The 14,545-nt window shown below is 43.8% G+C and carries 12 protein-coding genes and 1 tRNA gene; 7 read left to right on the top strand and 6 right to left on the bottom strand.

The features are described from left to right. Positions 1-3: 3 nt before the first annotated feature. The 6 genes from DN752_RS19330 (at position 4) to DN752_RS19355 (ending at position 7,063) form a co-directional block, all read left to right on the top strand. Positions 4-978, top strand: a complete 975-nt coding sequence (locus DN752_RS19330) for a PorP/SprF family type IX secretion system membrane protein (RefSeq protein ID WP_112785489.1) — start codon at positions 4-6, stop codon at positions 976-978. 345 nt (positions 979-1,323) lie between these two features. After that, positions 1,324-2,124, top strand: coding sequence for a DUF5675 family protein (locus DN752_RS19335; RefSeq protein WP_112785490.1), 801 nt, complete (start codon positions 1,324-1,326; stop codon positions 2,122-2,124). Further along, positions 2,121-3,827: an N-acetylmuramidase family protein gene (locus tag DN752_RS19340; RefSeq protein ID WP_112785491.1), complete on the top strand. Its 1,707-nt coding sequence runs from the start codon at positions 2,121-2,123 to the stop codon at positions 3,825-3,827. The genes DN752_RS19335 and DN752_RS19340 overlap by 4 nt, the downstream gene beginning before the upstream one ends. Beyond that, positions 3,824-4,444 carry a DUF4230 domain-containing protein gene (locus tag DN752_RS19345; protein ID WP_112785492.1) on the top strand — a complete coding sequence of 207 codons (621 nt, stop codon included), beginning with the start codon at positions 3,824-3,826 and terminating at the stop codon, positions 4,442-4,444. Before DN752_RS19340 ends, DN752_RS19345 begins: the two co-directional genes overlap by 4 nt. Continuing rightward, positions 4,441-6,600 carry a DUF4230 domain-containing protein gene (locus tag DN752_RS19350; RefSeq protein WP_112785493.1) on the top strand — a complete coding sequence of 720 codons (2,160 nt, stop codon included), beginning with the start codon at positions 4,441-4,443 and terminating at the stop codon, positions 6,598-6,600. The genes DN752_RS19345 and DN752_RS19350 overlap by 4 nt, the downstream gene beginning before the upstream one ends. 46 nt (positions 6,601-6,646) lie before the next feature. Continuing rightward, on the top strand, positions 6,647-7,063 hold the full coding sequence (locus DN752_RS19355) for an NUDIX hydrolase (RefSeq protein WP_112785494.1): 417 nt from the start codon (positions 6,647-6,649) through the stop codon (positions 7,061-7,063). Between the two features lie 45 nt (positions 7,064-7,108). Here DN752_RS19355 and DN752_RS19360 read toward each other — a convergent pair whose 3' ends face one another. The 5 genes from DN752_RS19360 to DN752_RS19385 all read right to left on the bottom strand — a co-directional run bounded on the left by DN752_RS19360 (position 7,109) and on the right by DN752_RS19385 (position 13,098). Further along, positions 7,109-8,149: an LA_2272 family surface repeat-containing protein gene (locus DN752_RS19360; RefSeq protein ID WP_112785495.1), complete on the bottom strand. Its 1,041-nt coding sequence runs from the start codon at positions 8,147-8,149 to the stop codon at positions 7,109-7,111. Positions 8,150-8,688: 539 nt separating this feature from the next. Next, the gene (locus DN752_RS19370; protein WP_245949320.1) at positions 8,689-10,338 is read right to left on the bottom strand and encodes a carboxypeptidase-like regulatory domain-containing protein; all 1,650 of its coding nucleotides are present in this window, start codon (positions 10,336-10,338) and stop codon (positions 8,689-8,691) included. A gap of 48 nt (positions 10,339-10,386) precedes the next feature. After that, positions 10,387-11,352: a FecR family protein gene (locus DN752_RS19375; RefSeq protein ID WP_112785498.1), complete on the bottom strand. Its 966-nt coding sequence runs from the start codon at positions 11,350-11,352 to the stop codon at positions 10,387-10,389. Between the two features lie 4 nt (positions 11,353-11,356). Next, positions 11,357-11,920: an RNA polymerase sigma-70 factor gene (locus DN752_RS19380; protein WP_112785499.1), complete on the bottom strand. Its 564-nt coding sequence runs from the start codon at positions 11,918-11,920 to the stop codon at positions 11,357-11,359. Between the two features lie 128 nt (positions 11,921-12,048). Then, a complete protein-coding gene (locus DN752_RS19385; RefSeq protein WP_112785500.1) occupies positions 12,049-13,098 on the bottom strand; it encodes an MBL fold metallo-hydrolase in 1,050 nt (349 codons plus the stop codon). Between the two features lie 138 nt (positions 13,099-13,236). Here DN752_RS19385 and DN752_RS19390 point away from each other — a divergent pair, with 138 nt between their 5' ends. Next, the gene (locus DN752_RS19390) at positions 13,237-13,611 is read left to right on the top strand and encodes a hypothetical protein (protein WP_112785501.1); all 375 of its coding nucleotides are present in this window, start codon (positions 13,237-13,239) and stop codon (positions 13,609-13,611) included. A gap of 103 nt (positions 13,612-13,714) precedes the next feature. Here DN752_RS19390 and DN752_RS19395 read toward each other — a convergent pair. Beyond that, positions 13,715-13,789: transfer RNA gene (locus DN752_RS19395), tRNA-Val, on the bottom strand. Positions 13,790-14,545 lie beyond the last annotated feature (756 nt).

Genomic DNA, 14,545 nt, shown 5'->3' on the forward strand with positions numbered 1-14,545 from the left:
ACGATGAAAAAGCTGTTACAAATAATCACGTTTGCTTTTGGACTGGGAATGATGACAATCATTTCAGGTTATGCCCAACAATTACCACAATTCAGCCAGTACATGTTCAATGGCCTACATATCAACCCAGGATATGCAGGCTATAAAGGTGAATCTTATATCCAGTCCACCTACAGGAGTCAGTGGGTCAACTTCCCAGGGGCTCCCAAAACCTTTACCGTTACGGGTGATTTCAGTGCCAATGAAGGTACGATGGGGTTTGGCTTTTCGGTGTTGAGTGATCGACTAGGCCCCGTCACGACCAATGGGGTTTTACTGACCTATGCTTATCGGATACAGACGGGCATGCGGTCATTTTTGGGCTTGGGAGTAAGTGCCGGGGTATCAGAATACGCCATTGATGGCTCCATGCTGGATCCCAATGATCACCCAGATACTGAGCTACCAGTGGGAAGGGTGAACTTATTTACACCTAATATGAACGCTGGGATTTTCTTTAACACCCCTCGGTTTTATGCTGGACTGAGCATGTATAATTTAGTGGGTAAAAAGTCCCTCGAGAGGGAGGATATTGCCTTGGCCTACCATGACTTTCACTACTATCTGACGGCAGGAGCGATCCTTCCGATCTCCGAAAATGTCCAGATAAAACCCTCGTTTTTGATCAAAGAAGTAAAAGGTGCCCCCACGAGTTATGACCTGAATGCCATGTTCTTGTTTTTTGAAAGGGTATGGCTGGGCGGCTCCTACCGCTCCAATATGAAATTGGGCAAAGATAATTTGCCTGAAAACCTAAGCAACAGGAATTCCCTCGCCATGATCATTGAGTTTTTTGCGACCAATAATTTACGCATTGGCTATGCTTATGATCATAATCTTAATGTGCTGGACAGCTATCGCAATAACTCACACGAAATTTCGATAGGGTATTATATTTCTCCTAAAACCACCAGAATGCGCAACCAGCGTTGGTTTTAACCCAGCTTCTAAGACACCGAAACAGAGTAACATAAAACAGCTAACTTATCAGACAACCCCATTAGGCACATAGGAGGGCACGATAGTGGAAAATCCATAATCAATTTACCCAGTACTTTTAGATGGGATCGTTACACAAGCTGATGGAATTTTGCCAGAGCCTTATAAACGAGTTTTATTTTAAATAAAATGGATTTAGTAATTCCTTATTTATTTTGGTAAATAATTGATGGTTAATGGATTATTTTGTTTGATCTCTGGTGATTATTGATTAAATTTTACTAGAACACGGTCTAGGGACTTTTCCAACTATTTTTCCAATGCATCTTTCAATGAACGGTTACTATGAAACGATTTGTGGGACTTTTGGTCGTTGCCATGGTGTTGGTGTTGGTTCTGGTATTTATTACCAATCCTGAATTGATATCAACTATCTGGCTTTACCTGGTAGGCTTTATCGGGTACATTGTGGCATTGGGCGAAAAGGGCTTTCGATCGGTCAAAAAGGCCTTTATAAAGGACGAACCACCAAAGAAACCAAGTAGCGCAGTCTTGCCGCAGCTGAAAAAGACGCCAGACTCAGCCGAAGTGGACAAGTTGGAGCAAAAGATTCACCAATTGGAAGGGCAGCTGGGGGCCGCACAGCAGGAAGGGAAGCCATTGGCCGCTGGGACGGTGACGGTTTTGCGTTATATGGATGATGGTGAGACGACGTTGGGATTGCTGTTTCTTCGCAATAAATTTTTTGCCTACACCTTGGAGGATACTTTCAGGGTGGAAAAAGTGAAGCATGAGACACGGATACCGGCAGGTAAATACCAGTTGGATTTTAATAGGCAGGTTACGCCCATGACGGAGAGGTACCGCCATCGTATGCCATGGTTTGATTTCCATTTGGAGATCAAGGACGTTCCTGATTTCAGTCAGATTTGTATCCACATAGGCAATACCCATTCCGACACCAGCGGATGTGTTCTGATTGCCGATGGGGTCAGTGCAGGTCTTCCCAGGTCGATAGTCCAATCGACCTTGACCTATGAGAAATTTTATAAAATTATCCACGGCTTATTGCAGACCAATGAGCAGGTAACCATCCAGGTTCACGACGAAGACTGGATCAAGAAAAGTAAAATTGCCACCATATGATACAGTTTATTTCCAAACATCGCCTTCCCATCATTCAGGTCATCACCATCATCGTGATGATCCTGCTCTTGGGGATATTTGTAGCGCCTATTTTTAAGGGCTATATGTTTTTAGCTGTAGGGATCATCATCGTCATTGGTATGGGGATGATCTATGGCGTCATTGCACGGTATTTTAGGACCCCCGATGAAAAACGAAAGATCTATCGGAATAAGTACCATGATGTGTTTTTTAAAGGAACGGTGATTTTTGCCATTTTGCTGGCCGTGTTGGGGATTATGTATGGCTTTATTTCCTATGTAGAAGGGGGAAACCCCTATCGGATTGTAGGATTGCTGATGACAGTGATATGGGTAGCGGTATTTATGATCTATTTTGTTTGGTCGGTTTATTTTTACAATATCAATTATGGCTTAACAGACGAGGAGTGGGAAAAGATAGCCAAGGCCAAAGAGATGAGTGTTTATGGAGTGGAGCAAGTGGATTCGGAAATTGCAGAACCGTTATACAATCCCTACAGAAGCCAGACCTTTGGACTTCCTCCCGGCACGGTGAGGGGAATGATTGCATTTACGTTGTTGATTGGTGGGATGTCCCTGCTGATCAGTAGCTATGGTATGGACTATATCACCAATGCAGAAATGGCGCTAAGGGCAAAACAATTTGAATTTTTTGAGACGGCCTTCTTGATGATGATCGCTTTTTATTTTGGGGACAGGTCATTAAAATACTTACGGGATCGCTGGGCCATTTCCTCAGACAAAAGCAAAGAACCGCCTTCAGCTCCGACGGACAGTAGCCCGAGCACTTCCCCGCAAACTTCTTCCACTGCCCATTTTGATTTTCCTGTTTCTGATCCGGTAGGGATGGATGATCAGGCATTTCGAGAGGAGGATTTGATATTCAAAGAAATCAACCAGCCAGAAAGTGCTTCCAAGCCATTGACAGGCCTGAAGAAAGCCTTGCTCAAGGGACCCGAAATGATGGAGTCCATGGGGTCGGCCTATGTCCAGATCAGGGACAATACCACACAGAAAGTCTTGGCTGACGAAGAAATCAAGGAGGCTTTGGAAAAGCTATGGAATGAAAAGGAGATCAAATTGTCCTTTCCGGTGATCAAGGCAGTAGTGGCGGTAGAGTCCTCGGGCAGGGGACACCTACCGGATGGAAAGGCCAAAATACTCTTTGAAGGCCATAAGTTCTGGTATTGGCTCAGCAAAGTGGGCAAGACCCAAGCCGAGCTAGAGGAGCTCCAAAAGCAGTATCCCGATATCGTATACCCATCATGGTCCAGGGAGCATTATCTCTTGGGAGCCGAGGAGTATAAACGCTTGGAGAAAGCCAAGGAAATATGCAAGGGGATCAATGATAAAGCTGCGGTATATTCAGCTAGTTGGGGGTTGTTCCAGATCTTGGGCGAAAACCTGGACCATTATATCAAAGGAAGGAATTACAAGGATTGGAAGGATTTTGAGCAGAAGCAACATGAAGCTGAAAGTTATCATTTTTTGGACTTTTTGGCATTTATACAGACCAAAAAACTCAATGGGAAGCCATTGGTAAGCTTTATTTCAGAGGAGAATAACGGGAATTATGATTGGGCTTCCTTTGCCTATGGCTATAACGGCCGTGGTTATAAAATGAACAACTATGACAAAAAGCTGGCTGCTGCCTACCACCGATTTAAGTCACAAGGAATATGAAATGCTGTGCCACATATTGGTCTTGGCTGTTAGTGATGGTGTTTTTGTCCGGCTGCAAGAAAGACGATCGAGCCATGGTGGTGGGCAAGATCCAGCAGGCGAGTGACCTGGCCACCACGGAGTTTTTGATCGATAAGGTAGTCTTCGGTACCAAGACGAAAAAGCTCCTGTTTTTGGATATTAGCCAAGCCCGTTTTTTGGCCTATTCCAAAGCCAGCGTAAAGACTGGGGTGGACCTCAGCAGTCTCAGTGCTGAAGATGTCACGATCAAAGGAGAGATGATTTCGCTTAAGCTCCCTCCGATAGAAGTGGTTAATTTTTCCTATCCACCTGCTTCGTTTCGGGAGGACAGTCTTATCTCTGACACCAAGGCTTTCCTGAATACCATAAGGGTAAGAGATCAGGAGGAGTTTTTTAGGCTTGCAGAGCTGGATATACGCTCCAATTTGCAATACATGGGGATCGTCAAAACCTCTCAGCAGCACACCCGAAAAATGTTTGAAACCTTGCTGAAATCCCTGGGGTACCGAGAGATCTACATTGCTTTTAAAAGTGATGACCTACTGATCCCTCAAGTGAACCTGTTGGAAGAGCCTGACCAATTAGTCAACCCATGATAAGCTTATTGGTCAAATATTGGCGATTAATTATTGATATCCTGCTGGTATTCGCCTTGGTGATCCTGTTGTTTTGGTGGAATCCCATGGGGATTTTTGGAGGAGGACTACGGCTCGAAGATACCTCTAATCTGGTCACCGAGGTCAATGAAATCCAAGAACTGGTCACTGCCGAGTACTATGGAGAGGTCATCTCCTCTATAGAAGAAGCCCGTCTCAATCCCCTGGAAGAAGAGGAAATCAAAAACCAAGTAGCGCTGCTTTATGGAGACCTCTTAGTGGCCCTCCAAAATCTAAGGGATTTTCAGGATATTCCTGTGGACCAAAGAGTAGACGAGTACAGGGAAGGGGAGAAGACCAGCAGTTGGAGGAGGAAAGTAAAACATGATGTGGACAGCCGAAATATCCTGGACAAATTGGAGTATCTCGAAAGCTTGGAGGAATTGACCATTGATCCTTATTATTCCAGTCTGGTGGGGTTTTTATGGCGTCATTTGGACGGTAAAAATTTGGATGATCTTCCTAGTGACCGGGATATTGGTGCTACGTTATTGGTGCTCTACCGTAACCCTGCCTTGCACTCCGTGCTGGAGAAAAACTGGGGTAAGTTTATGGAAGATTTTTATTACCAATTTCAGGAATCCTTGAGCAGGAGGGAATCCCGTAAAAAACTGACGATGATCGGTAGGGGTTGGGTGAAGGCTGGTTTTGATTTCAGTGAGCTGGGGCCCGAATCCATCGTCTATTATAAGGAAAGCGGTATTGTTCATCTGATCGGTATAGCGCCAAAAATACTGAATGCGGATATCAATCCATGGTTTGTTCCAGAAAAGGGCATTCCGGGCTTTCAGATTTTGGACGATCGTGGTCCTGTAGATTTTCATGATGCCAAAAGGGTAAAACAATATTGTATCGAAAAACTGACCGTTCAGGCCTATCAGGCACGTATTTTGGAGAATGCCCACCAGCAAGGCCAAGAAACGTTAAAGGCTTTTTTCAGCTTAGTGACTGGAAATAAAATCGAGCAGGTCATATTTCACAGTAGCCCATTTACCTCTTTTGCGAGGGAAGTGGGGCGGGATGAACTGATTACCTATGCGGAGGCGTTTATGTTGGATTCTTTATTGGAGCTAGAGGTCCGTAAAATCGACTCGTTGAGCAGCACTGTCCACAATCGGTCTGTCAATGGGGGCTTTGCGGACGAGAATAGGAAGGTGGTAAAGCAGCTGTTAAAGGACTTGGGGAGATATCCATATCAAGAGGGTAGTTATCCATTTGGTTTTTTCTCCAAGCTGACAACAGACATTGCGGCAGATAGCCTGCTTGATCGGCAGGAGGTGGAGCTTTTGAAACAGTTGAGGTATTCGCTTGATTTTGGTGATGTATTGGATGAGATTTCATTAAAGGATTCGAGTAGTAGGGTGGATTATTGGGTGGAGAGCGCATTTGATTATTGCCGCCAATACAATGAGATGATCACCCAACTCAAAGAAGGAGGAGTTTTGCCAGAGCCTTTCGATACGGTCAGGGTTGTATTCAGGGAATTCCACCCAGAAAATTACCTGGACAGTGTCCGTTTGGTAAGTTACGGGCATATTGATACTGATTCAATTGAACTGATCTATAGTGATCGGTTGGCCTATAGTCGGTTTTATCAAGGGTTGTTTTATCCATTTGAGCCAAAGTTTATTGATTTGGAGCATTTCATTGGAGCAAAGGGGGAGGGATACGATTCAGTGATCTATCCCAAAAGCAGAAGGCTTCCGGCCTTGGATTCCGGGGTTTGGATTTATGACCAGAAAGTAAACGATAAGTATGCCTATAAGTTGACGGTAAAGCCAGAGAGTATGCTTGCTAAAGCCCTTTATCGTGAATTAACAGATGAACGGCTGCTTTATACTTCGGACACGGCATATTTTGGAATTGGTAGGCAGCAATCGTTGCCCGTTGATAGTTTGGACAGCCAAGGTGTTGTTTTGAGCCAATTTCAAACTGCGGAGCTCCAAGCTTTTGTGAGGACACTATTAAGAACAAGGCAACAAGAGCAAAACAAGGGGTTTGTGCAGAAGACCACCGACTGGTTAAAATCAAGGGCATCTTCTTCAGACCCAAAAAACCTGTATGTTGGTAAAAAAGGCATATGGTTTCAGGAGTGATTATCCTGTATCTTTCTTAGCGGAAACCAATTCAAGACTTTTGACGATGATAACTATCCCTGAATGTTTTTACAGAATTAGCGTAAAGGCACTTATCCTAGACGAGGAAGGTCGTTTTTTATTGATAAGAGAAGATAATGGAATGTGGGATTTGCCCGGTGGAGGTTTGGATCATGGTGAATTGCCACACCAAGGATTAAATCGGGAAATGCAGGAGGAGATGGGGATTGTTCCGGAGGTTATAGCTGATGATCCAGCGTTCTTTTTCACTTTCACCAATCCCAAGGGATTGCCTGCTGCCAATGTCATCTACCGAGCCAAGATTTCTCAATTGGACTTTATCCCTTCTGCGGAGTGTGTAGCTCTTCGGTTTATTGGATTGGAGGAAGTCGAGAACCTAACAGTTTATCCAAATATCCCGATTTTAGTACGTTTACTACGTGAGGTGGAGAGCAGAAAGTAAAGGGTGTAACTCCTGCCTTGGTTATTTGCCATGGCAGGAGTGGGCTTATTTTGATAATTTAATCCTTAGTGCGGCATTGAGTCCTATAATCAGTTCGTCGTTTTCATCAAACCGCTCCCTGTAAAAAGAAAAGGCAGGATCTATGACATCATAATCATCGGCATACCAGATCCACGAGGCACTTGGTCCGGCCACAAACTGGACACGAGGGCTGAGGTTGGCTCCAATATTAAAACTTGCCCGGGTAATGTTGTTTTCGGCGTGGACCTGATATTGGTAATATGCCTCTGGATTTATGAAAAATACTGGACCAACAGAGATAATGCTTCCCAAACCAGCACCGACGGCAAATTCATCCTCAAAATCAGGGTTGAAGGATCCGTTAAAAGTGGTGTAGAAGGCCGGGATGCCAATTTTTACAGACAGGTTATAGGGGAACAATTCGTTATAACTAACCTCAATGGCCTGATAGCCTCCTTTTCTTACGATGGACAGAAAACCGATAGGTAGCCCACCTTTTTTGAGGGAATCGGCATAGTTTACGAATCCCAACTGCAAGGTACTGAGTTTTCCAGTAGTATTGACAAAACCAATTTGGGCTCCTGTCACTTCTTTTGGATTGAGGTTGACAAAGCCCAGCTGAGCACCGTTTAGTTTTCCGGTGGAGGTATTGATAAAACCTGCCTGAAGACCGGTAGACTCATGCACTTGCGTATTGATAAAACCTAGTTGGGTGCCGTTGACTGAATCAGTACTGGTATTGATAAAGCCTGCTTGCATGCCGTTTACAGGGCCATTGGTGGTGTTTACAAAGCCGACTTGTAGGCCATTTTGATACGCTCCGATGGTATTGACAAAACCAACCTGTGCGCCAGTGAAAGCTCCGCTATTGGTGTTGATAAAGCCAATTTGGGCACCTTTATGGCTTCCTATGGCATTGTTGACAAAACCGATCAATGGGTAATTAAAGCCCTCTGGAGCTTGGTTGTACATGACAGTATAAATGGGAATAGAGTCGTTTTGCCCATATGACCACTGGCTGATCAGTACCGATACAGCTACTAATAAGGTTCGAATAGTTTTCATGAATATTGATTATTATTGCTTTGTATCTAAGACACGCCAGGACGACATTACCCTGACAGGTTTTGAAAAAAAGTATCAAGAAGAAAAAAAGCAGCCTTCTTGGCGTAGAGGTTATTTTGATGGCTTGATGGCTTATTTTATTGCCACGAAGACACGAAGTCACCAAGAGGTGAGTTGGGAAGTGTCATGCAGTGGGTGCCCTTATTGCAAAAAAACCTTAGTGCCTTGGCACCTTTGTGGCTTAGTTTATTGCCACGAAGGCACGAAGTCACCAAGGGGGTGAGTTGGGAAGTGTCATGCAGTCGGTGCCCTTATTGCAAAAAAAACCTTAGTGCCTTGGAGCCTTTGTGGCCTACCCTTAATAGCAGACTAAAACAGTGAAGATACCACTAAGCTAACCCGGTGAATGACCCCTATTGTGCCCTATGTGTCTATGAGGTGAATCTAAAATCGTAAAAGCAGTGGTATTGCGTTAAAGACCCAATGTTCGTGGTTCAGCAGCACAGCTGTCGGGACAACTGGCGCCAAGTGATTGGCAGCTAGATAATGACGAATTGCAACCCGACACTCAAGCCCATATACCAAGCCTGAACGGCTGTGGCATTGGAATTGTCTTCGATGACCCAGCCGGGGATGTGGTTTTCTTCAGGATTTTGTCTCATCAAGAAATTCAGCGAAGGACCACAAAACAGTTTGATGTTTTTATGTGGAGAGAAAGCAGGTAGCAATTTCATGGATGCTAGGCTAAGGGTAGTTTCTGGAGGGCCAAATGAAGTTCTCGATACCAATTCCCCATCCAGGTCAAACCACTTCGTATTGACCAAATGGAGGCCAAGGCCGGCATCTATTGCCCAGTTATAGGTGCGATCTTCTGTGGCATGGGCAAGGCCGACAATTCCATAACTGTAAGTACCACCAGTCCGAACGGTAAACATAGAATATTTCAACTCATCATAACCTAGCGTAAAGCTTTTTTCGCCAGTTTTGATGATATTGATAAGACCAATGGGATAAGCGCTTGAGTCGGCTATGTTCAGGAGAGAGGTGAGTTGGAAGCCGGTGACGTTTTTGCCGATATTGATCAGTCCCGATATTTGGTTGTCGGTGTTTCCTTCACTGATGTTCATCAAACCGGCCATTTGGAGGCCTGTGGAGGAGGCTGCTTCATTGTAGAGTCCGGCCAATTGAAAGCCGGTAAAAGGCCCTGTGTGATTATAAAGGCCTGCTGCCTGAAAACCAGAGGCTTTTCCCAATGCCCTATTGGATAATCCGGCCAGCTGGACACCCGAAACATTTCCTCCCACAAGATTAAAAACACCTGCCACTTGTAGGTAGTTGGCGTCTTTACGGTTTATATTGAAAATTCCGCCCAATTCCACACCGTTGGTGCCAGCAGTATATCCACCGATAATATTAAAAGAAGCATGGTTGATGGTCTGGCTGTTCATCATCCCATGAGTGCTCAGCCGAGGAACCAAGGACACTTGGGCGGGCATTTCAGCGAAGAAATTACCGATATTCAAGCCTTGCATTTGCTGTCTAAAGCCGATCATCATCCGACCAAAAAAGGTGCTTTGGAGGTTTTGCTCGTCACCGTTTGGGTAGTAGTGCAGTTTGGCCTTTTTTCGGGAAGCTTCTATGTCAAAAGGAGGAAGAAGCATAAAGGTGGTGTCACGATAATCTTCCTTGCTGACCGTGAGAAGTACCGATTCGTTGGGATCCTTTAGCTTTAGCTCAAAATAGCCGTTCTTGTCGGTCATGGAAGACGTAAGCATCGTTTGCTCATAGACACTTGCATAGGCGATCAGTTCATTGCTATTAAGGTCCTTGATTCTGCCTTTTACTATCCAGTTATTGCCTATTTGCTCATCATCGCCCTCCTCCAAGTATAGTCGGTTGGGGGCATAGCGGATGACGATGTACCCAGGGGTTTCGATAAACTCATAGCGGTCACCGAGCATTTTTACCAATAGATTTCTGATGTTTCCATCATAACCGGCTACATTTACCATACTGTCTTCAGGCACAATATCGCTGTTGTAGGAAAAGAAAAAATCTTGGTTTTTGCCGGCCTCCTGTAATGCCTGGCCTATCGTCAGGTTTTGTTTGTTGTCTAAAGCAACTGGTTTATCCAAATTCCCTTGGGCCAATATGGTGAAACTACACCCCAAAAGTAACGTAAACAGCACGAAAATGCGTTTTATGAGCCTTATTAAAGCCATGTTTCTGAATGTCGGTTATTTGATGATAATTCGGTGAGGCTTTCGGATCACTGTCAAACCAAAAGTGGCTTTAAGTACTTCCAGGTTGTTTTCCAACGAATCGTTTTTGAAGGTAGTAGTTAGCGGTAAATTACGCAAGCGTTCGTTTAAAAGGATGATATTGGCACCGTAGGCTTCGTTCAATACCTCTATCACACGCCAAAGTGGAGTGTCATTGGCTTCGAAATAATCACCGACATAATAGCTGTACAGTTCATCTTCAGCCGTGGAGCTGGTCAAGAGGCCCTTGACTTGGTTGATCAGAAGCTTATCGCCGGGTTTGAGAACCCGTTCCTTGTCTTCATAGTTTACCCTTACAGCACCTGACTGAAGGATCACTTCTACTTGTTCACCATGTTTTTTTACGTTAAACTTCGTCCCAAGTACAGTGATTTTCACTTCTCCCGCCTGTACTTGGAAGGGGCGGTTTTCATTTTTTTCCACCTGGAAAAAAGCCTCTCCGTTAACTAGCTTGGCCTTTCTTTCTTTGTTGAAGATCGATTGGTTAAAAGCCAATTGGCTGGACTTGTTCAGCGTAATGACGCTGCCATCAAAGAGGGTGTCAGAAACGGTTTTTTGTTCGGAAGCCAAATGGATATTGGAAAGCAGGGCATTATCAGGTTCCAAAAAGCGCACATACACGAAGGCAGTTGCTATCAAAAAAACAACCGCAGCAGCAGCCACTTGGTACCAAGGGTAGAGGCTGACGTGTTTTGTTGTTTGGGGTGAGCGATGATCTCTTCTTTTAAGGAAATCCTGCCAGGCTTGCTCCGTACTTATTACTTTGGAAGGACGTACGAACTGGCTTTTTTCCCAGACGTATTGGACCCTTTCATATTTTTTTTTGTGATTGGGGTGTGCCGCTATCCATTGTTTGATTTCCTGATTCTCCGCTTGATCAGTCTCCTCAAGGATGTATTTTATCAATTTGCTTTCGTCCATAAGATCAACTATTGGTAAACAGGATAATTAGTAAGGGAAGGAAATCCGCCAATTCTACCCTAAGGTGTTTTAGCGCTTTGCCCATGTGCGTTTCTACTGTTTTTACGGATATGCCCAGTCGATCAGCGATTTCCTGATATTTTAGGGTTTCATACCTGCTCAATAAAAACACCTTTCGACACTTTTCAGGCAAGCCTTGCAGTGCTTTTTTCAGGGCATCCATAAGCTCGTGGTCCTGGCCTTCATCCATTTGGAGACCATTGTCGTTTATTTGGTGTAGGGTGATATCTTGGTGCTTTTGTTTCACTTTCTGGTGCCTGATATGGTTCATGCTATCCCGGTAAACCATCTGGTACAGATAGGCTTTTAATGAGGAAGTTATGGCGATGCTTTCGCGCTTTTCCCAGATTTTCAAAAAGACGGTCTGTACGATTTCCTCTGCTTCGTCCTCGTCTTTGACCAGCATACAGGCATAGGCATACAGGGCTTGAAAGTGACTGTTGAAAGACGTTTCAAACAAGACTTCGTCTATTGGTACACTGATCGCATTTTCGGAAGAATACGCCACCTGGTAGGGATTAAATGTTCAGTTAAATTTACTTGTTTTTATTCCTTATATAAATAAGACACCCAAATAATAGTGTACCCTGAGTGGGGAATGAAAAAAATATAAGTCCCCGGTTATCTTGGAAGTGATCAGTCGTGATTTTCCCACCAGTTGTTAGGTGTACCCAAGTCGTCCAGCGTCCATATAGCACCTAGGGATGGTGTGAAAATAGCCTGACCGTGTTCTTTGGCGGCTTGGACAAAACGTTGGATAGGATCTTTCCAGTGGTGCGGAGCCAGGGCAAAACCTCCCCAGTGAATGGGTACAAGCACCTTGGCCTTGGCGTCGAGGCCTGCTTGGATGCTTTGTTCCGGAAATAGGTGGATCTGTGGCCAGTGTTTATAATATTGGCCACACTCTACAAACATCAGGTCAAATGGCCCGTATTTATCACCAATTTCTTTAAAATGATCGTCATAACCACCATCACCGCTGTGGTAAATGGTGTGGTCGGCTGTCTGGAATACAAACCCTCCCCATAGCGACTGCGCCCGGTCAAAGGCTCCCCTGCCAGCAAAATGCCTGCTTGGGGTATAGGTCATTTGGATGCCATTAAAATCAACTTGGTCCCACCAGTCCAGCTCCGTAATGTGCGATTCGTTCAGTCCCCATTTGGACAAGTGACGCGCCACTCCAAGGGCCACAAACCATTGGTCGACTAGGGGAATGAGCTTTTTGATGCTGTTGAGGTCCAAGTGATCATAATGGTCGTGAGTAATCAGGATGGCATCGATCTGTGGGAGTGTATCGATGATGTCCATGGTGCTGTCACTGAAACGCTTGGTTTTGATCGGTGCTATGGGGGAGGCATCATCGCCAAACATGGGGTCTATCAAGATGTTTTTGCCTGCTAGCTGAAGCAGCAATACCGAATGACCGTACCATACGAATTTGGGTTTTCGGTCGTCATTATGAAATTGATCCGGTGCAAATGGCTTGATGGGCAATGCTTTTTTAGGCATTCTGATTTGTCTAATGGAAAAATTGTCCTTGAGCATTTCTGGGAGATTTCCAAGGCTAAACCCCATAAGGGTGGGCGAAAGGTTATGGAATTTATTGTTCTTCCATGTCAGCGACGCCTTGAATTTTTCTACGTCTTTTTTACGTAATGATGCCCCAAATTGTGCTTTTAATGACATATATATGTTTATTTTAGGAAAAGTAATGAAATTGGTATAAGTTCACGAAAAGCAAACTAGAACCACAAATAGTAGTTTCTTTTTTGATTAACCACTAAAAGCTAAATGTAGTTTACATATACGCCAACAGTTTTTATTATGTTGTATAAAGCGCTGATAAAAAAAGGATATCGTCCTTTGACCGACAATATACGGGAATTACTGTCTATGATGGGTTTTGATGTCATTGCGCCTAGTTCAGAAAAGAATTCAGCGTCTGATACACAGGAAAAGCCAGACTTGGTGGTGGATATGGTAGATGAAGAACTTCCTTATGAGGAATTTATGGAAATCTATGGTGGTTATCATTCTACAGGTATACCGACGATCTTGATTACCGATACCGAGTTTAACAGTAACTTGGTCAATAACCTACCTGATGGCAGTGACATTTCGATTTTATCACGGCCCTTTACTTACGAAAAGCTCAAAAAAGCAGCGATCCCCAAAGTGAAAAAGAACGATCCCAAATAAATACCAGTGGGGCCAAACGCCATGAACACAGCAATGGTTTTGTCATGCGGAAGGAGTAAGTTGCTGCAGTTTTTTTGACTGTTTTACTAATCCAAATTTATTGTGGGAAATACTGGGCTCGAACCAGTGACCCCTACCTTGTCGAGGTAGTGCTCTAAACCAACTGAGCTAATTTCCCAAGAAAATAAAAACCCCGGCTTCCCGGGGTTTGTGGGCCCACCTGGGCTCGAACCAGGGACCCTACATCGCGAGTAAAGGTAATAATATTATTTTTTAAAGCCAAATATGCTTATGTGTCTAATCATCAGTGGTTTGTAAAATTTGGTTTGTTGTCTTTTTGCCTGTTTTTATATTTTAGGGCTATTCTTTTTACCAATTTATTATTTTCTATATGTCAGATAATAAGAGTGTTAAGGTAGAAAAGTGAGTTGTTTTGTCTTTGGATCTTTATATAAGAAGAACAAAGTCCAATTGGCTATTCCCTTTGAAGATTATTATCTACTCTGTACATACTAAGAAAAACATGTATTATGGGACAGGCCATGATATGGGAGTGGTATCTAATAGCCTGTCCCAAATACCTGGCAAAAACTGCCTTCAGGTATTATTCGTTAATGAGATTTTGTTAGTGATAGGGTGAAATGCAGACGAACGTATTCTCCGAGAGGTTGTGATTGCGGAGGTCTTTACACATAGATATTAACAACGATAAATGAGGAGTCTACTGCCTTCGGAATGGTTATGAATTTAGACGGAAAGCATAAATCATATTGTGTGGTGGGTGTTGTTTATTAGAGGTAAATATATCAATACCTTGTGATGAAGAATACATTCAAAAATAGGAAAACCTTATGAAAGTAAATTCATCATCCCTTATCAAAGAGTTAAAAACCAATCTGTTAAAAATGAAAGATTCTCTTTCAAAGAAACAAAA

The sequence above is a fragment of the Echinicola strongylocentroti genome, assembly GCF_003260975.1.
Classification (GTDB): Bacteria; Bacteroidota; Bacteroidia; order Cytophagales; family Cyclobacteriaceae; genus Echinicola; species Echinicola strongylocentroti.